We start from the raw sequence: 21,174 nt of genomic DNA, 5'->3' as shown, positions 1-21,174 counted from the left end.
AGTTGATCACAACAATTCGCCGAGACGATCGCTACATTACTTTCAAAACGAAGGTTAAATAAATACATTAACTTACAATATGAAAATAGAGGTATAAATGTACATCATCTCCACGAAAAATATGCTGTCGAAAGCCCAACGCCTCGGCTACGCCGTGCCAGCCTTTAACATTCACAACCTCGAGACGATGCAGGTTGTGGTTGAAACGGCTGCGGAACTACGTTCCCCTCTGATCCTTGCCGGTACCCCTGGTACCTACAGCTATGCGGGAACTGGTAATGTCGTGGCGATCGCTCGCGATCTGGCAAAACTCTGGGATCTACCGCTGGCGGTGCATCTCGATCACCATGAAGATCTCGGCGATATCACTCGTAAAGTGCAGGCCGGGATCCGCTCCGTCATGATCGATGGTTCACACTCTCCTTTTGAAGAAAACGTGGCGTTGGTCAAGAGCGTGGTCGAACTGAGCCACCGCTATGATGCCAGTGTAGAAGCCGAACTCGGCCGTCTGGGTGGCGTGGAAGACGATCTGGTTGTTGATGCCAAAGATGCGCTGTATACCAACCCGGAGCAGGCTCGCGAATTTGTAGCGCGTACCGGCATCGACTCGCTGGCAGTGGCTATCGGTACGGCACACGGTCTGTACGCTGCGGAACCGAAACTCGATTTTGAGCGCCTTGCCGCCATACGCGATTGTGTTGACGTGCCGCTGGTATTACATGGCGCATCAGGCCTTCCGGATAGCGATATCCGCCGGGCAATCTCGCTGGGCGTCTGTAAAGTCAATGTCGCCACAGAACTGAAAATCGCCTTTTCTGATGCGTTGAAACAGTACTTCGCGGAAAACCCAGGCGCCAACGATCCCCGCCATTACATGAAGCCGGCTAAAGCGGCGATGAAAGATGTTGTGCGTAAAGTCATTCACGTTTGCGGCTGCGAAGGCCAACTGTAACTTTCGGATCAAAGGAGCAATGTCGTGATCCATACCCTGACTCTCAATACAGCGATCGATATGAATATCTTTTGCGATCCGTTGCGGCCTTCTGTGGTTAATCGAACCCAGCGCACGGAATATTGCCCAAATGGCAAAGGGGTCAACGTCTCTCTGATATTAAATCATTATCAGCAACCCACCCATGTTATGGGAATTTTCGGTGGTTTTACGGGTCGCTATATTGTTGAAGAGCTACGTCAGAAGAAAATTAAAGTGACGCCGGCATGGGTCTCAGAACCTACCCGAATTAATATATTTATTAATGATGGAGCGGAAGAATACAAGCTTGTTAACCCCGGTGCAAAAATTGATGATGACTGCAAGCAGCAGATTATTTATCACCTGCAATGCGTCGCGCCTGGAGATTATTTAGTGATCAGTGGCAGTTTACCGCCAGGAATGGAAAGCCGGTTTTATGGTGAAATAATCGAACTATGCCAGCAGAAAGGGTGTGAAGTTATTCTCGATATCAGCCATCCGATCCTGCGCCAGCTCCTGGAATTACAGCCGTTACTGATCAAACCCAACAATGATGAACTGAGGGAAATCTTTGACCTGGAGGTCAGCAACCATCAACAGGCAGAGGCGGCGATGTATACGCTTCACCAGTTGGGCGCCCGCAACGTGCTGCTGACCATGGGGGCTGAAGGGCTCTATTTCTCTAACGGTAAAGGGGTATGGTTCTGCTCCGCACCAAAAATTGAGCTGGTGAGCTCGGCCTGTGCCGGTGATGCCGCGCTGGGCGCTTTTCTCAGTCGCTGGCTTAACAAAGAAGATGTCGCTCATGCGCTGGCATTAGCCAGTGCGACCGGGGCTGATGTTGCTGCATCCGCTGGATTAGGAACGTTACAACGCACAGAAGAATTATTACAGCAAATTCAGGTCGTCCAATTATAAAGGTCCGATTATGAAAAAAATTATAGCAGTTACCGGCTGCCCTACAGGTATTGCCCATACGTTTATGGCTGAAGAAGCCTTAAAAACCGCAGCAAAGAAATTAAATATCGATATTAAAGTTGAAACCAATGGGGCTTCTGGCGTTGAAAACGCCATTACCCCAGAAGATCTCAAAAATATTTACGGCGTGATTATCGCCGCAGATAAAGATGTTAATGTTGAGCGTTTTAATGGTCTTCCGGTAATTGAAGTTCCGGTAAAAGAGGCCATTCATCATCCGGCCGATTTAATTAATAAAGTGATCAACGGTCAGGCGACGCTTCGTCAGGGTATATCGTCTTCTCAGGAGTCGACGGAGAAATACGAGCAAGAATCTTTCGGTCGCCAGGTCTATAAGCACCTGATGAGCGGCGTGTCTAACATGCTGCCGTTTGTCGTCGCCGGAGGGATTTTGATTGCCATCTCCTTCTTATGGGGCATCTACTCCGCCGACCCCAATTCACCACAATACAATGTTATCGCCGCTACCTTGATGAAAGTAGGTCAGCAGGCCTTCTCCATCATGGTACCGATATTCACCGCCTATATTGCCTGGTCTATCTCCGGGCGCCCCGGGATGGTGGCCGGCTTCGTTGGCGGACTGCTGGCCAACGCGACTGGAGCTGGCTTTCTCGGCGGGATTATCGCCGGCTTCGCCGCCGGTTACTTTATGTTGCTCATCCGCAATATGCTCAACGGTCTGCCGCGTCAGTATGAGGGCCTGAAGTCTATCTTCATTATGCCGCTCGTTGGCGTGCTGGTGATTGGCGTGATGATGGTACTGCTGGGACAACCGGTCGCCGCCATCAACAATGCCATGATGAACTGGTTGAGCTCATTGCAGGAAGCGAACCCAATTCTGTTGGGTATCGTGGTCGGCGCGATGTGCTCCTTTGACTTCGGTGGCCCGGTGAATAAAGCCGCCTATGTCACCGGCACCCTGCTGCTTGGCCAGGGTAACTACTTCTTCATGGCCGGCGTTTCCGCTGCTTGTATCACGCCACCGCTGGTGATTGCCCTTGCCACCACCTTTTTCCCGAAAGGATTCAGTGAAGAAGAGCGCGCCGCCGGGATGGTCAACTACATCCTCGGTTGTACCCATATCACTGAAGGCGCCATTCCCTTCGCAGCCAAAGACCCTTTACGCGTCATTCCTATGATGATGATTGCTTCATCCATTTCAGCAGTGCTGAGCTATAGCCTGCATATTCAGGTTCCTGCGCCGCACGGTGGATTCCTGATCCTGCCGCTGGTGAGCAAGCCGCTGATGTGGGTGTTGTGTATTCTCGCGGGTTCCGCCTGCGGGGCAGTCATGCTGGGTTGCTGGAGACTATGGCAAAAACGGACCCAGGAAGCGACGGCCCTTGCCGGAGCCATTAAATAAGGAACATGTTATGCAACTGACTTCCGCAGATATCTATTTCGACCATGAGGTCAAAACGAAAGATGAGGCGCTGCAGCACGTCGTCAGGCGTTTAACCGAAGCCGGGCATACCACCCCCGCCTATCTGAACGGTATGCGCGATCGCGAAGGGCAAATCAGCACCTATCTCGGTAACGGTATTGCCATTCCCCACGGTACGCCGCAGAGCCGCGATGCGGTATCGAAAACCGGCGTGAAGGTGCTGGCCTGCCCGCAGGGGGTGGACTGGGGAGAGGAGCAGACGGCCTATCTGATTGTCGGCATCGCCGCCCAGGATAATGAACACCTCGATATTCTGCGCCAGCTCACGCACTCCCTGAGTGACGATCGGGTACCTGGCGCGCTATCGCGCGCCGAGAGCCCACAGGCGGTGCTGGACATTCTGGCGGGTCATATTTTTCCCGCCGAAGGGGAGGAAATCGTGCCGCCCCCCGAGTTTGACGAAGAGGCGACGTTTACCCTGCGCAATCCCCACGGGCTGCACGCCCGGCCAAGTGCCGTGTTGGTAAAAGCGGTGAAACAGTGGCAATCACAAATTCGGGTGGAGAATCTCGACACACGTTCCGCCATTGTCGATGCCAAAAACCTGATGCGGGTAGTCTCTCTCGGCGCAAAACAGGGGCACCGTCTGCACTTTATGGCCAGCGGAGAAGATGCCCACCAGGCGCTGGATGCCATTAGTGATGCCTTTAATGCCGGATTGGGTGAAATCGCCGCTCAACCCCGGCAAACCGTTCAGCCAGTTGAAAAGCCCAAACGAAGCTGGCTTTCACGAATATTCAGTTGAATTTCAATCAATTAACAACGCTCTGCCGTCGTCGCCAGAGCGTTTTTTTTATCCGTAACTTTCGCAACATTACGTTTTATCTTTCTTTTTTTCGGGTTAGATCACAAATCAAAACAAAGGAGTTTGCGACACAAACAAAACATAACGAATATATTCGAAAGGAAACGGAGGATTAAAATGAAAGAAATTATTTCCCGCCACAAAGCAGGCGAACACATCGGCATCTGTTCAGTTTGTTCCGCACATCCGCTGGTTATTGAAGCGGCGTTACGTTTCGATCTGCATACCAACAACAAGGTCCTGATCGAAGCGACATCTAACCAGGTTAACCAGTTTGGCGGCTACACCGGTATGCAGCCTGCAGACTTTCGTGATTTCGTGAATAACATCGCCCAACATGTCGGCTTTCCGTCAGAGCGTATCATTCTCGGCGGCGATCACCTTGGTCCAAACTGCTGGCAAGGCGAGCCTGCTGCCGATGCGATGGAGAAATCGGTCGATCTGATAAAAGCCTATGTCGCCGCCGGCTTCAGCAAAATCCATCTTGATGCCTCGATGTCCTGTGCCGATGACCCGGTGCCGCTGGACCCCGCCGTCGTCGCCGAACGAGCGGCCCGTCTGTGCCAGGCCGCAGAAGAGACGGCAAGTGACGAACTGAAACGCCATCTGACCTACGTAATCGGCACCGAAGTCCCGGTACCGGGCGGTGAAGCCAGCACAATTGGCAGCGTCCACGTAACCCGCGCACAGGATGCGGCAGCCACGCTGGAAACTCACGAAGGAGCATTCCGTAAGCTGGGCCTGGAAGCGGCTCTGGAGCGGGTTATTGCAATCGTGGTGCAGCCTGGCGTCGAGTTTGATCATACGCAAATAATCCATTATCAGCCGGAAGCCGCCAAAGACCTGTCCGCGTGGATTGAACGCACGCCAATGGTCTACGAAGCGCACTCCACGGACTATCAATCACGTCAGGCCTATCGTGCGCTGGTCCGCGATCACTACGCCATCCTGAAAGTCGGACCGGCGTTGACCTTCGCCTTACGCGAAGCCATTTTCGCCCTCGCCCAAATGGAGAATGAACTGGTCGCTCCGGAGTCCCGCAGCCGGGTAATGGAAGTGATTGACGAAGTGATGCTTAACGAACCGGGTTACTGGAAGAAGTACTACCGCCCGACCTGGAGCCAGGCCATGGTGGATATCCACTTCAGCCTGTCCGATCGCATTCGCTACTACTGGCCGCATCCGCGAATCCGTCAAAGTGTTGAGAAATTAATTGCAAACCTGACCGAGACTAAACTGCCGCTGGGCCTTATCAGCCAGTATATGCCGGTGCAGTTTGAACGACTGTCGTTAAACCAACTCGCCGCCGCGCCGCACGATCTCATCCTCGACAAGATTCAGGATGTGCTGCGTGCTTACCGTTACGGCTGTTCATCTGAAATCGCCTGAAGCAAAGAGGATTTATGAGTCAATTATTTGTGCGTACCGGCATTCATTTTAGTTCCAGCCAGCAGGCGCTGGAGCACATTGGCGAAGAGATGCTGGCACGCGGCGTGGTGCACGATAGCTACCCGCTGGCGCTGCTCGAACGAGAAGCAACCTTCCCCACCGGCATCGCGCTGGAGCAGCATGCGGTGGCGATTCCTCACTGCGAGGCGGTGCACGCCAGGTCTCCGGCGATCTATTTGATTCGACCGGATAGCCCGGTTCCCTTCCAGCGTGCAGATGACGACGGTGACATCGACGTTTCGCTGATTATCGCGCTGATTGTTGAAAATCCGACCGCACAGCTCCAACTGCTGCGCCGGTTATTTAGTGAGCTACAAAACCCGACCACGCTTGAAGCATTACTGGCGGCCCCGGAAGCACAGCTGCCAGCGCTGTTTCAGCACGCGATCCTTGAGTCAGAACCCAGCGTTCAGGCTTTATAAAATACTGATAATAAAAGGGGTACCCTATGAAACGTAAAGTCATCGTAGCCTGTGGTGGCGCCGTTGCCACCTCCACCATGGCCGCAGAAGAGATCAAAGACCTGTGCGCAGACCACAACATCGAGCTGGACCTGGTGCAGTGTCGCGTGAATGAAATCGAAACCTATATGGACGGCGCCCACCTCATCTGTACCACCGCCCGGGTCGACAGAACCTTTGGCGACATTCCGGTAGTACACGGCATGCCTTTCATTTCCGGGGTAGGTATTGAAGAGCTGCAGCAAAAAATCCTGAACATCCTTGCGGAGTAACGTCCATGTTTAGCGAAATCATGCGCTATATCCTCGATCTTGGTCCGACGGTCATGCTGCCGATCGTGATCATTATCTTCTCCAAACTGCTGGGGATGAAGCTCGGGGATTGCTTTAAATCAGGTCTGCACATCGGGATTGGCTTCGTCGGTATCGGCCTGGTCATCGGTCTGATGCTCGACTCTATCGGCCCCGCCGCGAAAGCAATGGCTGAACATTTCCAGATTAACCTGCACGTGATTGATATTGGCTGGCCAGGGTCATCCCCGATGACCTGGGCATCGCAAATCGCGCTGGTGGCGATACCTATCGCTATCGCGGTCAATATCATCATGCTGGTCACCCGAATGACCCGCGTCGTGAACGTCGATATCTGGAATATCTGGCATATGACCTTTACCGGCGCGATGCTGCATATCGCCACCGGTTCTTACTGGATTGGTATTCTCGGCGTCGTGGTACACGCGGCTTTCGTTTACAAACTCGGCGACTGGTTTGCGAAAGATACCCGTGACTTTTTCGGCCTCGACGGTATCGCCATTCCACACGGCAGTTCGGCATATTTAGGGCCAATCGCGGTGCTGGTCGATACGATTATCGAAAAAATCCCCGGCCTGAATCGCATTCACTTCAGCGCTGACGACATCCAGAAACGCTTCGGTCCGTTCGGTGAACCGGTTACCGTAGGCTTCGTGATGGGTCTGGTCATTGGTGCGCTGGCAGGCTACGACCTGAAAGGCATTCTGCAACTGGCGGTCAAAACCGGTGCCGTGATGCTGCTGATGCCACGGGTGATCAAACCGATCATGGATGGTCTAAACCCGATAGCCAAACAGGCGCGTAAACGTCTGCAGGCGAAATTCGGTGGACAGGATTTCCTGATTGGCCTCGACCCGGCGCTGCTGCTTGGTCACACCTCGGTAGTCTCCGCCAGCCTGATCTTCATTCCGCTGAGCATCCTTATTGCGGTCGTGGTACCGGGCAACCAGGTACTGCCGTTCGGTGACCTGGCCACCATCGGTTTCTTCGTGGCCATGGCGGTTGCAGTGCATCAGGGTAACCTGTTCCGTACGCTGATTTCCGGGATCATCCTGATGGGAATTACGCTCTGGATTGCGACACAGACCATCGGCCTGCATACCCAACTGGCGGCTAATGCTGGCGCTCTGAAAGCGGGTGGTCTGGTGGCCTCCATGGACCAGGGCGGTTCGCCGATTACCTGGCTGCTCATCCAGCTTTTCACCTGGCAAAACGTGGTCGGCTTTGCCGTCATCGGCGTCATTTATATTGCCGGCGTATTGCTGACGTGGCATCGGGCGCGCAACTTTGCGGCTGCGGAGAAAGCAACCATAGCGCAACAAAGCCCCACCGTTTCTTAATCTCAAGGGGGAGCATTCGCGCTCCCCCGGACATTTCTGGAGAATGTTATGCAATCAGTGGTCATCCATGCTGAGGGGATCGTGCGCGTTGAAGAACGCCCAATCCCAACGCTACAGACGGAAAACGATGTGCTGGTAAAAGTCGTCAGCTCCGGATTGTGCGGTTCTGATATCCCGCGCATTTTTGCCAACGCCGCACACTACTATCCCATTACGCTGGGCCACGAGTTCAGCGGTTATGTTGAATCATACGGTTCTGCGGTAACCGATCTGCAGCCGGGCGATGCTGTGGCCTGTGTGCCACTGCTCCCCTGCTTTGATTGCCCGCAGTGTCAGCGCAACTATTTCTCGTTGTGCAAGCAGTACCAGTTTGTCGGCTCGCGCAGCGAAGGTGGGAATGCGCAATATGTGGTCGTTAAACGTGCCAACCTGTTCCGTCTGCCGGACCAGATGCCGATTGACGACGGCGCGTTTATCGAGCCGATTACCGTGGGCCTTCACGCCTTTCACCTGGCGCAGGGCTGCGAAGGCAAAAACGTCATTATTATTGGCGCAGGCACCATTGGCCTGCTGGCAATGCAGTGCGCCCGTGAACTGGGAGCCAAAAGCATCACCGCCATCGACATCAACCCACAGAAGCTGGAACTGGCCAAAACCCTCGGCGCTACCCGTGTCTTTAACAGTAGGGAGATGAGCGGCAAAGAGATTCAGACGGCACTGGAAGAGATTCAGTTCGACCAGCTGGTCCTTGAAACCGCCGGAACGCCACAAACGGTCGCGCTGGGGATTGAGGTTGCCGGACCGCGCGCGCAGCTGGCGCTGGTGGGTACGCTACACCACGACTTAACCCTGCCTTCCGCAACTTTCGGATACATCCTGCGTAAAGAGCTCAGTATCATCGGCAGCTGGATGAACTACTCTGGACCCTGGCCGGGTGAAGAGTGGCAAACGGCGGCGCGCCTGCTGACCGAAAAGCGCATTCAGCTTGCCCCGCTGATTGCCCATATCGGCGATGCGGACAGCTTTGCTCGCGAAGTCCAGGCGCTCAATGGCGCACCGATGCAGGGGAAAATTCTGCTTAAGCTCTCGTGACCGCCAGAGCCAGCAATCAGAGCTGGCTCACATAACCTTTCGAAAATTATCGTTCACCTTTCGTTACCCTTCGATTACACTAAGTTCAGTTAATTATCAGGCAAATTAATATGAACTCATTTGAGCGAAGGAACAAAATCGTCGAAATGGTCAACGCGCAGGGTAGCGTATTGGTGCTGGACCTTTCGAATCTCTTTGGCATCTCCGAAGTCACGATTCGAGCCGACCTACGGTTGCTGGAAGAAAAAGGGTTACTCACCCGTTTTCACGGCGGTGCCGCCAGAACGGGCAGTAACTTGACCGAGGGAGATAACCTGGAGGTCATACTCGAAGATCGTTATTTGCTGGCCAGCGATCCTAAGAAGCGGATTGCCCAGGCCGCCGCGGCGATGATTAGCGAGGGCATGACGGTTATCCTCGATAGCGGCAGTACAACCCTGCTGATTGCCGAAGCGCTGGTGCGCATGACCAATATTACGGTGATCACCAACAGTCTGCCCGCGGCCTTCACTCTGTCGGAAAATAAAGATATCACCCTGGTGGTTTGCGGCGGTACCGTGCGCCACAAAACGCACTCCATGCATGGCACCATCGCCGAGCGTTCGCTCCAGGGCATCAGCGCCGACCTGATGTTTGTCGGCGCCGACGGTATCGACACCACCAACGGCATCACCACCTTTAATGAAGGCTACTCCATCAGCAGCGTCATGGCCGCCGCCGCACATAAAGTGGTTGCCGTGCTGGACGCCAGCAAATTTAACCGTCGCGGGTTCAACCAGGTTCTGCCGATGGAGAAAATCCACTGTGTGATTACCGATAGCGGGATAACTGAAGAGTATCGTCATGCATTGCAACACACGGCGATTGAGTTGCACGTCGTATAGCAATAAGGCATCAGCCAGGGTGAGCAGGTTAGAGAATTTGCCAGGCTCCCCCTTTCTTCGCCCCCGTACGCTGTAATCGCCCTTTCTGCTGTAATGTCTTCAGATACCGTTCAACGGTTCTGGCGGAAACATTGATATCCAGAGCCATCACCTTTGCGGTGAGCGTCGGTTCGCCAGTCAGAAGCTGAAGGATCCGTTCTTCAACGGCCGTCAACATCGTCACCTTTTCTTCCGACATTTCTTCCGACATTTCTTCCGACAGCGTAGCTGAGTGCCCCATTCCCTCTTGCAGAGCGATGACCATGTTATCCAGCATAAACTCAATAAACTGCGTGCTGTCACTCTGCTTGTCGCACATCCCTAAAACCTGATAATACCGCTCCTGCTGATAATGCATCAGCGTTTCCACCGGCAACCAGGCAAGCTCCGCGCGCCACTGACTAAGAATCAATGTTTGCCACAAGCGCCCCATGCGGCCATTACCATCAGTAAATGGATAAATAAATTCAAATTCGTAGTGAAAAACAGCTCCCGCAATAAGCGGATGGAGGTCGGTGACTTGCATCCACTGCAACAAATCGTCTATCAGGCGTCTGACTTGTGAAGCAGGGGGAGCCATATGGATCAGTTTGTTATCCCTGTAGATCCCCACATCACCGCTACGCAACTGACCCGGATTATCCACCAGCCCCGCCATCAAAATCCGATGAGCCGCAAGCAGATCCATTAGCCGATGACCTTTCCATTCCGCCATTTTTTCATATGCCAGAATGCCATTCCTGACTTCCTGAATATCTTTCGCCGGTGCCAGGACACGCTTTCCCTCCACCAGGGCGGTAACCTGCTCGGTACTGAGACTATTGTATTCTATTGCCAGCGAGGCCTGAATCGTACGAATGCGATTCTCTTTACGTAAAAGGGGTGAAACCCGACCAGTTTGAGCCGACCAGTGCCCTAGTAGCTCTCCGACCTCGACAACCCGATTGAGAATGGCAGGCGTTATGCTAAAAGGTGGCTGATAGCGGCTCATGCGGTTACTCCCCCTGCTGCTCCAGGGCATATTTATACAGCGCGTTTTTCTTCACGCCATGAATTTCGGCGGCCAGGGCGGCGGCTTTCTTCAACGGCAGTTCCGCCTGCAATAGCGCCAGGGTGCGCAGCGCATCGGCGGGCAGCGCTTCTTCCTGCGCTTTAAACCCTTCGACGATCAGCACCATTTCGCCTTTACGACGGTTCTCATCCTCTTTCACCCACGCCAGCAGTTCGCCAATCGGTGCGCCGTGGATCGACTCCCAGGTTTTGGTCAGCTCGCGCGCCAGTACCACGTAGCGGGATTCACCCAGCACCGTACAGATATCTTCCAGGCTTTCCAGCAGGCGGTGCGTAGATTCATAAAAGATAATGGTGCGCGACTCTTCTTCCAGCGCTTTCAGCGTATCGCGACGGCCTTTTGATTTGGCGGGCAGGAAGCCTTCGTAGCAAAAACGATCCGAGGGCAAGCCCGCCGCGCTCAGCGCCGCGATCGCCGCACACGGCCCCGGCAGCGGGACCACGCGGATATTCGCCTCGCGGCAGGTGCGTACCAGGTGGTAGCCTGGATCGTTGATAAGCGGCGTCCCGGCGTCCGAAACCAGCGCTATGTTCTGCCCGTCTTTCAATTTCGCCAGAAGTGTTTCAGCTTTTTGCTGCTCATTATGGTCGTGCAACGCAAATAAACGGGCGTTAATCGCAAAATGCTGGAGCAACAAACCGGTATGACGGGTGTCTTCTGCCGCAATTAAATCAACAGCTTGCAACACCTCCAGGGCACGTTGCGTGATATCAGACAGATTTCCTATCGGAGTGGGCACAATATAGAGCTGTCCCTGAGAATTATCTGCTGATTCGTGTTGTTTCATTGTCTCGTCCGTATTGCCGAATTAATATTGAGCATTGAGCCAAAAAAATATCACTGGATACATATGGTACCGTCAACATTTCTTCGTTCTAAACCCGCGCGTTGTCTGCCCGTACTGCTGGCCGCTCTGATCTTTGCTGGCTGCGGCACCCATACCCCGGATCAAAGCACGGCGTTTTTACAGGGTACAGCACAGGCAGATTCCAGTTATTACCTGCAACAAATGCAGCAAAGCTCGAATGATAGCAAGACCAACTGGCAATTACTCGCCATTCATGCGCTGCTGCAGGAAGGGAAAAAGCAGCAGGCCGTTGACCTGTTCAACCAGCTGCCGTCAAATCTCAATGCGGCACAGGCCCGGGAACAGTCCCTGCTGGCCGTGGAAGTGAAACTGGCGATGAACGATTTCCAGGGCGCCCAGACGCTGCTGGATAAGCTTGATCCGGCCAGCCTGGAGCAACATCAGCAGTCACGCTACTGGCAGGCACAAATCGATGCCAGCCAGGGCCGTCCGTCTATTTCGTTACTGCGGGCGCTCATCGCCCAGCAGCCGCTGCTGACTCAACCGAAACAGCAGCAGCAGAATATCGACGCGACCTGGAAAGCGCTCACCACCATGAACCAGGATCAGGCCAACGCCCTGGTGATCAACGCCGATGAAAACGTCCTGCAAGGGTGGCTGGATCTGCAGCGTATGTGGTTCGATAACCGCAACGATCCCACCATGCTTAAAGCCGGGGTAAAAGACTGGCAGACCCGCTATCCGCAGAATCCGGGCGCCAAAATGCTGCCGACGGCGCTGGTGAATATGCAAAACTATCAACCGGCCTCGGTCAATAAGATTGCCCTGCTGCTGCCCTTAAACGGCCAGGCAGCCGTATTTGGTCGTACTATTCAGCAAGGTTTCGAAGCCGCCAAAAATGGCGCGCCTGCCGTTGCCGGCAGCGCCGTTCCTGCGCAGGTTGCCCAGGCGGTAAATGTCGCAACCAACGACGTCGTCAGCCCTTCTCAGGCCGAAGTGAACGACCTGACCTCCACCGGTACCGCCCAGGCGCCGGTGCAGGCCCCGGCCGCTGACCAGGCCCCGCCGACGACAACACCAGCGCCGGCCACCACCAGCGACGCCACCGCGACCACCGAACAACCTGCGGTCGCCACGCCTGCGGTTCAGGGCGTGGCGGCAACCCCGGCCAACCCGTCGGCAGAGCTGAAAATTTATGACACCAGCTCCCAGCCGATGAGCCAGCTGTTGGCGCAGGTGCAGCAGGATGGCGCGACCATCGTCGTCGGGCCGCTGCTCAAAAATAACGTCGAGGATGTTATCAAGAGCAATACCTCACTGAACGTGCTGGCGCTGAACCAGCCGGAGAAAGTCGAGAACCGCGCCAATATCTGCTACTTTGCGCTGTCGCCGGAAGATGAAGCCCGCGATGCGGCGCGTCATATCCACGATCAAGGTAAACAGACGCCGCTGCTGCTGGCGCCGCGCGGCGCTCTCGGCGATCGCGTGGTAAACGCTTTCGCTAACGAATGGCTAAAACTGGGCGGCGGGACCGTCCTGCAGCAGCGTTTCGGCTCCACCTCCGAGCTCAAATCCAGCGTGAACAGCGGCATTTCATTGACCGGTACGCCGGTGTCAACGTTGCCGTCAGCGCAGGACAGCACCCTCGGCAGCGCGGAAGATGTGCCGGTTAGCAGCTCAGGCGGCGTCGATGCAACCTGGATCCTCGCCACACCAGAGCAGATTGGCTACATCAAACCGATGATCGCCCTGCGCAACGGTAGCCAAAGCGGCGCCACCCTGTACGCAAGCTCCCGTAGCGCTCAGGGCACCGCAGGTCCTGATTTCCGTCTGGAAATGGAAGGGCTGCAGTTTAGCGAGATCCCAATGCTGGCCGGCAGCAATCCGGCGCTGATGCAGCAGGCGCTCTCTGCCGTACGCAATGATTATTCGCTGGCTCGCCTGTATGCGATGGGCGCGGATGCCTGGTCGCTGGCTAACCATTTCTCCCAGATGCGCCAGACCCCGGGCTTCGAGCTGAACGGCAATACCGGCGATCTGACGGCCACGCCTGATTGTGTGATCACCAGGAAATTGTCATGGCTCAAGTACCAGCACGGACAGGTCGTCTCAGCCAACTAACCAAACAGACCGGCGACGCCTGGGAAAACCAGGCGCGTCGATGGCTGGAAGATCAAGGACTTCGGTTTGTCGCCGCCAACGCCCACGAGCGAGGCGGCGAAATTGACCTCATCATGCGCGATGGTGTGACCACCGTGTTTGTGGAAGTGCGCTATCGTCGTAACGCCCGCTACGGCGATGCTGCCGCCAGCATCACGCAAAGAAAACAACAAAGGCTCCTGCAGGCCGCCCGTCTGTGGCTCTCCCGGCATAATGGGAGCTTTGACACTGTGGATTGCCGTTTCGATGTGGTAGCCTTCACCGGAAACGACATCCAATGGCTAAAAAACGCCTTTGGCGAATAGCGTAAATGAATTAAGGGATCCCGTGCTCGATCGAATTAAAGCCTGTTTCACTGAAAGTATTCAAACTCAAATCGCTGCAGCGGAAGCGCTCCCGGATGCTATCTCCCGTGCGGCCATGACGCTTGTGCAGTCGCTGCTTAATGGCAACAAAATCCTCTGTTGTGGCAATGGCACCTCTGCCGCCAACGCACAGCATTTTGCTGCCAGCATGATTAATCGTTTTGAAACAGAGCGCCCTGGTTTACCCGCCATTGCACTAAATACCGATAATGTGGTCTTAACCGCAATTGCCAACGATCGCCTGCATGACGAGATTTATGCCAAGCAGGTGCGCGCGTTGGGTCACGCTGGCGATGTCCTGCTGGCGATCTCCACACGCGGCAATAGTCGGGACATAGTGAAAGCCGTTGAAGCGGCGGTGACCCGCGACATGACCATTGTCGCGCTGACCGGCTACGACGGTGGTGAGCTTGCGGGCCTGTTGGGCCAGCAGGATGTCGAAATCCGCATTCCTTCTCATCGCAGCGCGCGAATTCAGGAGATGCATATGCTCACCGTCAACTGCCTGTGCGATTTGATTGATAACACGCTTTTTCCACACCAGGACGATTAAGGAGAACACATGAAGGCTCTCTCGCCCCTCGCCATCATTCTGTCTGCACTACTGCTACAAGGATGCGTTGCCGCAGCGGTAGTCGGCACCGCAGCTGTCGGCACCAAAGCCGCCACGGACCCGCGTACCGTCGGTACCCAGGTTGATGACAGCACGCTGGAACTGCGCGTCAACAGCGCGCTATCGAAAGACGAACAGATTAAGAAACAGGCCCGGATTAACGTCACGGCTTATCAGGGTAAAGTCCTGCTGACCGGTCAGTCACCGACGTCAGACCTGTCCGCACGCGCAAAACAAATTGCGATGGGCGTCGAAGGGACCACGGAAGTGTTTAACGAAGTTCGCCAGGGCCAGCCGATTGGCTTAGGCACCGCCTCTTCTGATACGTGGGTAACCACCAAAGTGCGTTCCCAGTTGCTGGGCACCGATCAGGTGAAATCGTCGAACGTCAAAGTGACCACCGAGAATGGTGAAGTGTTCCTGATGGGGCTGGTCACCGATCGCGAAGGGCGTGCGGCGGCGGATATCGCCAGCCGGGTCAGCGGCGTATCTCGCGTCACGACCGCCTTTACCTACATCAAATAAGTCCCAGCGCCCGCCCCTTTCCCGGGGGCGGTGTGTTTCGTCGCCCGGACAGGCGTGCAGCGCCGCCTCCGGGAAGATCATCAGATTAACGCCAGTCCACCCACGACAGCACCGCACAATGCCACCAGCCCGCCGGTCAACCACAGCGCTTTCGCCGGAAATGCCTTATGCAGCATAATCAACGACGGCACGCTGACCGCAGGCAGGGTAATCAACAGCGCCAGCGCCGGTGCAAACCCCATTCCCGCCAGCATCATGGTCTGCACGATGGGGATCTCTGCCGCCGTCGGGATCACAAACAGACAGCCGGCAATCGCCATCGCAATAACCCAGAACAGCGTGTTACCGACCACGCCATCGGCATGTGGGAACAGCCAGACTCGGGCGGCGCCAAGCACCAGCACCGCCAGGATATAGACCGGGATCGTACTCCAGAACAGCGTCCACAGCGCGCTCAGCCAGCGGGAGAAAAAGTGCCCCGGTTCGCTCTCGTCGATGACGGGCACGGTTGAAGGTTGCGTTGCCGCCTCTTTCACCCATTTTTGAACCAGCGTCGCGACAATCAGCACCGTCGCCAGCCCCGCCACAAGCCGAATCAGCGCAAACTGCCAGCCCAGTACAAACCCCATGAACACCAGCGTCGCCGGGTTCAGCAGCGGATTGCCCATCCAGAACGCCAGCGCGCCGCCCATCGACACCTGTTGCTTACGCATCCCCGCCGCTACCGGCGCGGCGCAGCAGGTACACATCATGCCGGGAAGCGCGAACAGCACGCCGGAGAGCGTCCCAAGAAAGCGCGTTTGCCCCAGCGTGCGTAGCAGCCAGTTGCGCGGGATCAGGACCTGAATCAACGAGCCGAGCAGGACGCCCAGCACCGCCGCTTTCCAGACCGCCAGGAAGTAGACCAGCGCATAGTCCCATGCCGCTTTCAGCGGGTTGGCGTCAGCCTGAGCGAGGATCGATTTGCCGATGCTGTGGGTTTCTGCGGCCGTAAACGCTTTGCCGTAGTACGGCTGCCATTTAACGATCCACAGACCAACGATCACGACGAGAAAAAAGAGTGCGGGTTTCCACCATTGAAACGGTGTTGCCGCCTGAGATGAAGACTGACCAGCCATAGCATTCCCCAGGAAAAATGTGGTGATAAAGTGAAGCGCAGAATACTACGCTTCGCTGGCCGCAATTTCACGCAGTTTTGCCGAGGGCAGAATCGTGACGCCCTCCCGCGCGGGCGCAAGCGCTTCGCTCAGCATCGCCTGGGCCACATCCCGGGCGCGGATCGATTTCCAGTTCCCTGGCAACAGGCTGAACAACGGCGCCAGCAGCGCTTCGTTGGCCCTGGTTTTTTCGCGTTCACCCAGCAGCATCGAGGGACGCAGGATCGTCAGCTGCTGCCACGGCTGCGCGCGCAACGCCGCTTCCATCTCACCTTTAACCCGGTTGTAGAAAAACATCGAATGCGCATTGGCGCCCATCGCGCTGACCACCAGCATATGCTTTGCGCCAAGGCGCAGGCCCGTCAACGCCGTATCCACCACCAGCGTGTAGTCCGCCTGAACAAACGCGGCTTTGCTGCCCGCATCCCGCCGCGTGGTGCCCAGACAGCAGAACACGATATCGATTGGATCGACCACCAGCGCCAGCGCATCGCTCAGCTGCGGGTCGTGAGGATTGAACACCCCTGCGGCATCCGCCAGCGGACGGCGGGTTGCGGCGGTGATTGCCGTGATGCCCGGCGCCTGCCTCAACATTCGAAGTAAGTGCCCACCAACTAACCCGGTCGCCCCGGTAATCAAGACCCGACTCATCATACCTCCAGAAAAAATCACCCTGCCGCGGCGGCAGCCGCTCTCACCACAGTATGCAGGCAGTATGAGATTCTGCACGCCTGGCGCCGGCTTTTACGCGCTTTCAGCGTCGCGTAGCCAGTGCAGTTTGGTGCCAAAACCCAGGGTGTTATCGGTAAATTTAAGCTCATCGGGACGGATTTCCCAGACCGGCGCGGGCAGCATTCTGGCCACCGGAAAACGGCTGACATAGCGCTTGCGCATCGCCGCTTCCTCGTCGCCAGAGAGGCGGCGGATTTCACCTTTGAACTGGACGCCACGGATCCGGGCGACGGTTTTCGGCTGGCCATTCACGGTACCGGCAACCTGCGCTCGAGGGCCGCTCATCCGCCCGTGTCGGGTGTTATCATCGCTCAGGAGATAAAAGGCAACGCGTTCTGAGTCATACACGTAAAACGCGTTGGCGCACCACAATTCGCCCTCGCTGGCCACACACCAGGTAATAACGTGCTGTTTGCTCAGCCAGCGGCCGATAGCAGCAAGCGTATCCATCTTTACTCTCCAGTATGCTATGGTGCACCCACCTTAACATACCGATCTCACTGCCGTGTGCTGGTTTCTTTATTTGATACGTACCGCCGATAATCGTCTCTATACCGGGATTACGACCGATGTCTCACGCCGTTTTTGCCAGCATCAGGAGGGTAAAGGGGCGAAGGCATTGCGGGGAAAAGGGGCGCTGCAGCTGGCGTTTAGCCAGGAAGTTGGTGAACACTCACTTGCACTACGGCTCGAGTACCGCATCAAGCAGCTAACGAAGCGCCAGAAAGAGCGCCTCGTTGCCGGAGATGGTTCTTTCGAGACCCTGCTGGAGAGTCTCAGAAGCGATTGAAGTGGTCGCTGTACTCCACCAGGCCATGCACACCTTCCAGCGCGTCTTCGGCCAGAGGGCGAACCTGAAATGCCTCGGCGCTATCCGGCCAGCGGCAACGCAGATCGAAACGGGCTGCCGGCTCAAAGCCCAGGCGGCCATACAAGGCCGGGTCGCCTAATGTGACGACGGCGGCGTAGCTAAATTCATTCAGGGAATCCAGCCCTTCGTAAACCAGCTGGCTGCCGATACCCTGTCCGCGGTAGTTTTCGTCCACCGCCAGCGGGGCCAGACCGACCCATTGCAGCTCTTCGCCTTCGACAGTGACCGGGCTGAAGGCAACATAGCCGATAACCTGCCCTTCATCGTCGGTCGCGACCACGCCGAGCGTGATCAGGCCGTCTTCCCGTAAATCGTGCACCAGCTGCGCTTCAGCCTCGTTGCCAAACGTACGACGCAATAAGGCGTCGATTCCCGGTGCATCAATCCCAATTTCAACTCGAATCAGCATGCCTCACCTACCGATGTCTGTTCAGGTTTCTGCGGGCTGCTTAGCCCAGCTTCAACAAAGTCCGCCATTTGCAGCAGCATTACGCGTAGCGCTTTCGGCATCTGCTCCAGCTCGATGGCATCCATCAGGTTTTTTACATACAGCCCCAGCTCGGTATCGCCTTCAATCACCAGTCGACGCTGGAAAAACAGCGTATCCGGATCCTGTTTACGCGCGGCAATCATCAGCAGATCGCTGGCATCGGCGCTGAAGCTCACGTCGGCTTGCGCCATTGAGCTCACCACCAGCCGCCCGTCGCTTACCGAGGTATACCACAGCAAACCGATATCACGCACATTAATACTTAACCAGCGGCCTTCGAGAAAATCCAGCTCGCCATCTTCCAGTGCCTGACGGAACTGCCAGCTTAACACCTGCTCCAGCACCTGACGCTTGAGGGCAAAAGGCGCCAGCTTAACCGGCACGCTCAGTAAAGACGGGCCAAAGTGGACCAGCCGGGAACGCAATTTATCCAACACAAGCCTTACTCCATGAAAGCAATCGTTCCACTATTGTGCCATATCAAATAAACGACATAGCGGCGTAAATCAACAAAATCGCGTCGACAGGTTCCTATTATTGAATCCGTCAATACGCTTTTAACTGCCTCAAATCAAGAATTGTCACCAGAAGGTTAACTAAAATCCCTGCTCATTAACCCTAATTAGCGTCCCTCCGGGCCGCATTTTTCCAGGAAAAATTATGGAGCTGCTCTGCCCAGCCGGTAATCTTCCGGCACTTAAGGCGGCCATCGAAAACGGTGCCGATGCCGTCTATATTGGGCTGAAAGATGACACCAACGCCCGCCACTTTGCCGGTCTGAATTTCACCGAAAAGAAACTGCAGGAAGCCGTCAGCTTTGTTCATCAGCATCGTCGTAAACTGCATATTGCGATCAATACTTTTGCTCACCCTGACGGCTACGTCCGTTGGCAGCGTGCGGTAGACATGGCGGCCCAGCTGGGTGCTGACGCCTTAATTCTGGCCGACATCGCGATGCTGGAGTACGCCGCCGAGCGCTATCCGCATATTGAGCGCCACGTTTCGGTGCAGGCTTCGGCCACTAACGAAGAGGCGGTGCGCTTCTATCACCGTAATTTCGACGTCGCCCGGGTGGTATTGCCACGGGTACTCTCGATCCATCAGGTGAAGCAGCTGGCGCGCACCACGCCGGTTCCGCTGGAGGTTTTCGCCTTCGGTAGCCTGTGCATCATGGCGGAAGGCCGTTGCTACCTCTCCTCTTACCTGACGGGCGAATCGCCAAATACCGTCGGCGCCTGTTCGCCTGCGCGCTTCGTTCGCTGGCAACAAACGCCCCAGGGGCTGGAGTCGCGCCTGAACGAAGTCCTGATTGACCGTTATCAGGATGGGGAAAACGCTGGCTACCCGACGCTGTGCAAAGGCCGGTATCTGGTGGATGGCGAGCGCTATCATGCGCTGGAAGAGCCAACCAGCCTGAATACGCTGGAGCTGCTGCCGGAACTGATGGCGGCAAATATTGCGTCGGTGAAAATTGAAGGCCGTCAGCGCAGCCCCGCCTACGTCACCCAGGTCGCGAAAGTCTGGCGTCAGGCGATCGATCGCTGCAAAGCCGACCCGCAGCACTTTATCCCGCAGTCCGCGTGGATGGAGACGCTCGGCGCGATGTCTGAAGGGACGCAAACCACTCTTGGCGCCTACCACCGTAAATGGCAGTGAGAAACGTGATGAAATATTCGTTAGGGCCGGTGCTTTACTACTGGTCAAAAGAGACGCTGGACGATTTTTACCAGCAGGCAGCCAGCTCCAGCGCCGATACCATCTATCTGGGCGAAGCGGTATGCAGTAAACGTCGAGCCACCAAAGTGGGCGACTGGCTTGAGATGGCGAAAACCCTGGCCGGCAGCGGCAAGCAGGTGGTGATCTCAACCCTCGCGCTTGTTCAGGCCTCTTCTGAGTTAGGCGAGCTGAAGCGCTATGTCGATAATGGCGAATTTCTGATCGAAGCCAGCGACCTGGGCGTGGTGAATATGTGCGCCGAACGTCGACTGCCGTTTGTCGCCGGTCATGCGCTCAACTGCTATAACGCCGTCACCCTGCGTTTACTGCAAAAACAGGGAATGGTGCGTTGGTGCATGCCGGTTGAACTTTCCCGCGACTGGCTGGTGAACCTGCTCACGCAGTGTGAAGAACTGGGGATCCGCGATCGGTTTGAAGTGGAAGTGCTGAGCTACGGCCATCTGCCGCTGGCCTACTCCGCCCGCTGCTTTACCGCCCGTTCCGAAGACCGTCCGAAAGACGAATGCGAAACCTGCTGCATCAAGTACCCCAACGGGCGTAACGTGCTGTCGCAGGAGAATCAGCAGGTCTTCGTCCTGAACGGTATCCAGACCATGAGCGGCTATGTGTACAACCTTGGTAACGAGCTGGCATCGATGCAGGGGCTGGTCGATATGGTACGTCTGTCGCCGCTTGGCAATGAGACCTTTGCCATGCTGGACGCCTTCCGCGCCAATGAAAATGGCGGCGCACCGCTGCCGCTTATCGCCAACAGCGATTGTAACGGTTACTGGAAGCGACTGGCCGGGCTGGAACTGCAATCCTGAAAATAGCTCACTTTGTTAACAACACGTCTCGTTTTTTCATGCAGTATTAACGCTGCAGCTTT

General features: G+C 55.8%; 24 protein-coding genes. 17 read left to right on the top strand and 7 right to left on the bottom strand.

Translation table 11 applies throughout. The features are described from left to right. The first annotated feature begins 97 nt into the window (after positions 1-97). The 10 genes from HF679_RS21480 to HF679_RS21435 all read left to right on the top strand — a co-directional run bounded on the left by HF679_RS21480 (position 98) and on the right by HF679_RS21435 (position 9,737). Positions 98-952 carry a tagatose bisphosphate family class II aldolase gene (locus HF679_RS21480; protein WP_123756361.1) on the top strand — a complete coding sequence of 285 codons (855 nt, stop codon included), beginning with the start codon at positions 98-100 and terminating at the stop codon, positions 950-952. 24 nt (positions 953-976) lie between these two features. Continuing rightward, positions 977-1,891 (top strand): 1-phosphofructokinase, encoded by a 915-nt coding sequence (gene pfkB, locus HF679_RS21475; protein ID WP_123756360.1) that lies wholly within the window; start codon positions 977-979, stop codon positions 1,889-1,891. 10 nt (positions 1,892-1,901) lie between these two features. Beyond that, a complete protein-coding gene (locus HF679_RS21470; RefSeq protein ID WP_123756359.1) occupies positions 1,902-3,314 on the top strand; it encodes a PTS fructose transporter subunit IIC in 1,413 nt (470 codons plus the stop codon). A gap of 10 nt (positions 3,315-3,324) precedes the next feature. Further along, entirely contained in the window at positions 3,325-4,140 is an 816-nt protein-coding gene (locus HF679_RS21465; protein WP_123756358.1) for an HPr family phosphocarrier protein, read from the top strand. A gap of 177 nt (positions 4,141-4,317) precedes the next feature. Further along, the gene (gene gatZ / locus HF679_RS21460) at positions 4,318-5,589 is read left to right on the top strand and encodes a tagatose-bisphosphate aldolase subunit GatZ (RefSeq protein ID WP_123756357.1); all 1,272 of its coding nucleotides are present in this window, start codon (positions 4,318-4,320) and stop codon (positions 5,587-5,589) included. A 14-nt stretch (positions 5,590-5,603) separates the two neighbouring features. Continuing rightward, positions 5,604-6,071, top strand: a complete 468-nt coding sequence (gatA, locus tag HF679_RS21455; RefSeq protein WP_123756356.1) for a PTS galactitol transporter subunit IIA — start codon at positions 5,604-5,606, stop codon at positions 6,069-6,071. Between the two features lie 26 nt (positions 6,072-6,097). Further along, on the top strand, positions 6,098-6,382 hold the full coding sequence (gene gatB, locus HF679_RS21450) for a PTS galactitol transporter subunit IIB (RefSeq protein WP_112213604.1): 285 nt from the start codon (positions 6,098-6,100) through the stop codon (positions 6,380-6,382). 5 nt (positions 6,383-6,387) lie between these two features. Further along, the gene (locus HF679_RS21445) at positions 6,388-7,761 is read left to right on the top strand and encodes a galactitol-specific PTS transporter subunit IIC (RefSeq protein ID WP_187042365.1); all 1,374 of its coding nucleotides are present in this window, start codon (positions 6,388-6,390) and stop codon (positions 7,759-7,761) included. A 48-nt stretch (positions 7,762-7,809) separates the two neighbouring features. Then, complete coding sequence (gene gatD / locus HF679_RS21440; RefSeq protein ID WP_123756354.1) at positions 7,810-8,853, top strand: galactitol-1-phosphate 5-dehydrogenase; 1,044 nt, start codon at positions 7,810-7,812, stop codon at positions 8,851-8,853. A 110-nt stretch (positions 8,854-8,963) separates the two neighbouring features. Next, on the top strand, positions 8,964-9,737 hold the full coding sequence (locus HF679_RS21435; RefSeq protein WP_123756353.1) for a DeoR/GlpR family DNA-binding transcription regulator: 774 nt from the start codon (positions 8,964-8,966) through the stop codon (positions 9,735-9,737). Between the two features lie 28 nt (positions 9,738-9,765). On the opposite strand, the gene HF679_RS21430 is transcribed toward HF679_RS21435, so the two are convergent. Together HF679_RS21430 and rsmI are read right to left on the bottom strand one after the other, a co-directional pair. Next, positions 9,766-10,767 (bottom strand): Fic family protein, encoded by a 1,002-nt coding sequence (locus HF679_RS21430; RefSeq protein ID WP_187042364.1) that lies wholly within the window; start codon positions 10,765-10,767, stop codon positions 9,766-9,768. Between the two features lie 4 nt (positions 10,768-10,771). Further along, a complete protein-coding gene (gene rsmI, locus HF679_RS21425) occupies positions 10,772-11,635 on the bottom strand; it encodes a 16S rRNA (cytidine(1402)-2'-O)-methyltransferase (RefSeq protein WP_187042363.1) in 864 nt (287 codons plus the stop codon). 63 nt (positions 11,636-11,698) lie between these two features. Between rsmI and HF679_RS21420 the strand changes: the two genes are divergently transcribed. The 4 genes from HF679_RS21420 to dolP are packed head-to-tail and all read left to right on the top strand — an operon-like array spanning position 11,699 to position 15,319. After that, a complete protein-coding gene (locus HF679_RS21420) occupies positions 11,699-13,777 on the top strand; it encodes a penicillin-binding protein activator (RefSeq protein ID WP_154144108.1) in 2,079 nt (692 codons plus the stop codon). Continuing rightward, positions 13,735-14,121: a YraN family protein gene (locus HF679_RS21415; protein WP_154144109.1), complete on the top strand. Its 387-nt coding sequence runs from the start codon at positions 13,735-13,737 to the stop codon at positions 14,119-14,121. The genes HF679_RS21420 and HF679_RS21415 overlap by 43 nt, the downstream gene beginning before the upstream one ends. A gap of 22 nt (positions 14,122-14,143) precedes the next feature. Further along, complete coding sequence (gene diaA, locus HF679_RS21410; RefSeq protein WP_002918211.1) at positions 14,144-14,734, top strand: DnaA initiator-associating protein DiaA; 591 nt, start codon at positions 14,144-14,146, stop codon at positions 14,732-14,734. A gap of 9 nt (positions 14,735-14,743) precedes the next feature. Then, complete coding sequence (gene dolP, locus HF679_RS21405; protein ID WP_123756348.1) at positions 14,744-15,319, top strand: division/outer membrane stress-associated lipid-binding lipoprotein; 576 nt, start codon at positions 14,744-14,746, stop codon at positions 15,317-15,319. Positions 15,320-15,399: 80 nt separating this feature from the next. Here the strand turns inward: dolP and HF679_RS21400 are convergent, their stop codons facing one another. From HF679_RS21400 to HF679_RS21390, 3 genes are all read right to left on the bottom strand, one after another. Continuing rightward, complete coding sequence (locus HF679_RS21400) at positions 15,400-16,437, bottom strand: permease (protein WP_174509434.1); 1,038 nt, start codon at positions 16,435-16,437, stop codon at positions 15,400-15,402. A 45-nt stretch (positions 16,438-16,482) separates the two neighbouring features. Continuing rightward, a complete protein-coding gene (locus tag HF679_RS21395; RefSeq protein WP_154144152.1) occupies positions 16,483-17,127 on the bottom strand; it encodes an NAD(P)H-binding protein in 645 nt (214 codons plus the stop codon). Between the two features lie 93 nt (positions 17,128-17,220). After that, entirely contained in the window at positions 17,221-17,658 is a 438-nt protein-coding gene (locus HF679_RS21390) for a YhbP family protein (protein ID WP_123756345.1), read from the bottom strand. A gap of 55 nt (positions 17,659-17,713) precedes the next feature. On the opposite strand from HF679_RS21390, the gene HF679_RS21385 reads away from it, so the two are divergent. Next, a complete protein-coding gene (locus tag HF679_RS21385) occupies positions 17,714-17,998 on the top strand; it encodes a GIY-YIG nuclease family protein (protein WP_123756344.1) in 285 nt (94 codons plus the stop codon). Here the strand turns inward: HF679_RS21385 and HF679_RS21380 are convergent. Both HF679_RS21380 and HF679_RS21375 read right to left on the bottom strand, forming a co-directional pair. Beyond that, entirely contained in the window at positions 17,985-18,488 is a 504-nt protein-coding gene (locus HF679_RS21380) for a GNAT family N-acetyltransferase (protein WP_123756343.1), read from the bottom strand. The two genes, HF679_RS21385 and HF679_RS21380, sit on opposite strands and share 14 nt — an antisense overlap. Then, a complete protein-coding gene (locus HF679_RS21375; protein WP_123756342.1) occupies positions 18,482-19,006 on the bottom strand; it encodes an SCP2 domain-containing protein in 525 nt (174 codons plus the stop codon). The genes HF679_RS21380 and HF679_RS21375 overlap by 7 nt, the downstream gene beginning before the upstream one ends. 223 nt (positions 19,007-19,229) lie before the next feature. Here HF679_RS21375 and HF679_RS21370 point away from each other — a divergent pair, with 223 nt between their 5' ends. Both HF679_RS21370 and HF679_RS21365 read left to right on the top strand, forming a co-directional pair. After that, on the top strand, positions 19,230-20,225 hold the full coding sequence (locus HF679_RS21370; RefSeq protein WP_154144113.1) for a peptidase U32 family protein: 996 nt from the start codon (positions 19,230-19,232) through the stop codon (positions 20,223-20,225). Then, the gene (locus tag HF679_RS21365; protein ID WP_123756340.1) at positions 20,216-21,112 is read left to right on the top strand and encodes a U32 family peptidase; all 897 of its coding nucleotides are present in this window, start codon (positions 20,216-20,218) and stop codon (positions 21,110-21,112) included. The genes HF679_RS21370 and HF679_RS21365 overlap by 10 nt, the downstream gene beginning before the upstream one ends. Positions 21,113-21,174: the final 62 nt, after the last annotated feature.

Origin of the sequence: Enterobacter sp. JUb54, assembly GCF_014298075.1 — a bacterium.
GTDB classification, from domain to species: Bacteria; Pseudomonadota; Gammaproteobacteria; order Enterobacterales; family Enterobacteriaceae; genus Klebsiella; species Klebsiella lignicola.
Note: the sequence above shows the minus strand (reverse complement) of the source record. Positions and strands in the feature narration are given on the sequence as shown.

Coding starts and splice junctions, on each gene's coding strand:
- HF679_RS21480 (WP_123756361.1), top strand. CDS start 98: ATGTACATCATCTCCACGAAAAATATGCTGTCGAAAGCCCAACGCCTC.
- HF679_RS21395 (WP_154144152.1), bottom strand. CDS start 17,127: ATGAGTCGGGTCTTGATTACCGGGGCGACCGGGTTAGTTGGTGGGCAC.
- HF679_RS21445 (WP_187042365.1), top strand. CDS start 6,388: ATGTTTAGCGAAATCATGCGCTATATCCTCGATCTTGGTCCGACGGTC.
- HF679_RS21465 (WP_123756358.1), top strand. CDS start 3,325: ATGCAACTGACTTCCGCAGATATCTATTTCGACCATGAGGTCAAAACG.
- HF679_RS21370 (WP_154144113.1), top strand. CDS start 19,230: ATGGAGCTGCTCTGCCCAGCCGGTAATCTTCCGGCACTTAAGGCGGCC.
- HF679_RS21390 (WP_123756345.1), bottom strand. CDS start 17,658: ATGGATACGCTTGCTGCTATCGGCCGCTGGCTGAGCAAACAGCACGTT.
- HF679_RS21470 (WP_123756359.1), top strand. CDS start 1,902: ATGAAAAAAATTATAGCAGTTACCGGCTGCCCTACAGGTATTGCCCAT.
- gatB (WP_112213604.1), top strand. CDS start 6,098: ATGAAACGTAAAGTCATCGTAGCCTGTGGTGGCGCCGTTGCCACCTCC.
- HF679_RS21400 (WP_174509434.1), bottom strand. CDS start 16,437: ATGGCTGGTCAGTCTTCATCTCAGGCGGCAACACCGTTTCAATGGTGG.
- HF679_RS21420 (WP_154144108.1), top strand. CDS start 11,699: ATGGTACCGTCAACATTTCTTCGTTCTAAACCCGCGCGTTGTCTGCCC.
- HF679_RS21415 (WP_154144109.1), top strand. CDS start 13,735: ATGGCTCAAGTACCAGCACGGACAGGTCGTCTCAGCCAACTAACCAAA.
- HF679_RS21430 (WP_187042364.1), bottom strand. CDS start 10,767: ATGAGCCGCTATCAGCCACCTTTTAGCATAACGCCTGCCATTCTCAAT.
- HF679_RS21365 (WP_123756340.1), top strand. CDS start 20,216: ATGGCAGTGAGAAACGTGATGAAATATTCGTTAGGGCCGGTGCTTTAC.
- gatZ (WP_123756357.1), top strand. CDS start 4,318: ATGAAAGAAATTATTTCCCGCCACAAAGCAGGCGAACACATCGGCATC.
- rsmI (WP_187042363.1), bottom strand. CDS start 11,635: ATGAAACAACACGAATCAGCAGATAATTCTCAGGGACAGCTCTATATT.
- gatD (WP_123756354.1), top strand. CDS start 7,810: ATGCAATCAGTGGTCATCCATGCTGAGGGGATCGTGCGCGTTGAAGAA.
- dolP (WP_123756348.1), top strand. CDS start 14,744: ATGAAGGCTCTCTCGCCCCTCGCCATCATTCTGTCTGCACTACTGCTA.
- HF679_RS21380 (WP_123756343.1), bottom strand. CDS start 18,488: ATGCTGATTCGAGTTGAAATTGGGATTGATGCACCGGGAATCGACGCC.
- gatA (WP_123756356.1), top strand. CDS start 5,604: ATGAGTCAATTATTTGTGCGTACCGGCATTCATTTTAGTTCCAGCCAG.
- HF679_RS21435 (WP_123756353.1), top strand. CDS start 8,964: ATGAACTCATTTGAGCGAAGGAACAAAATCGTCGAAATGGTCAACGCG.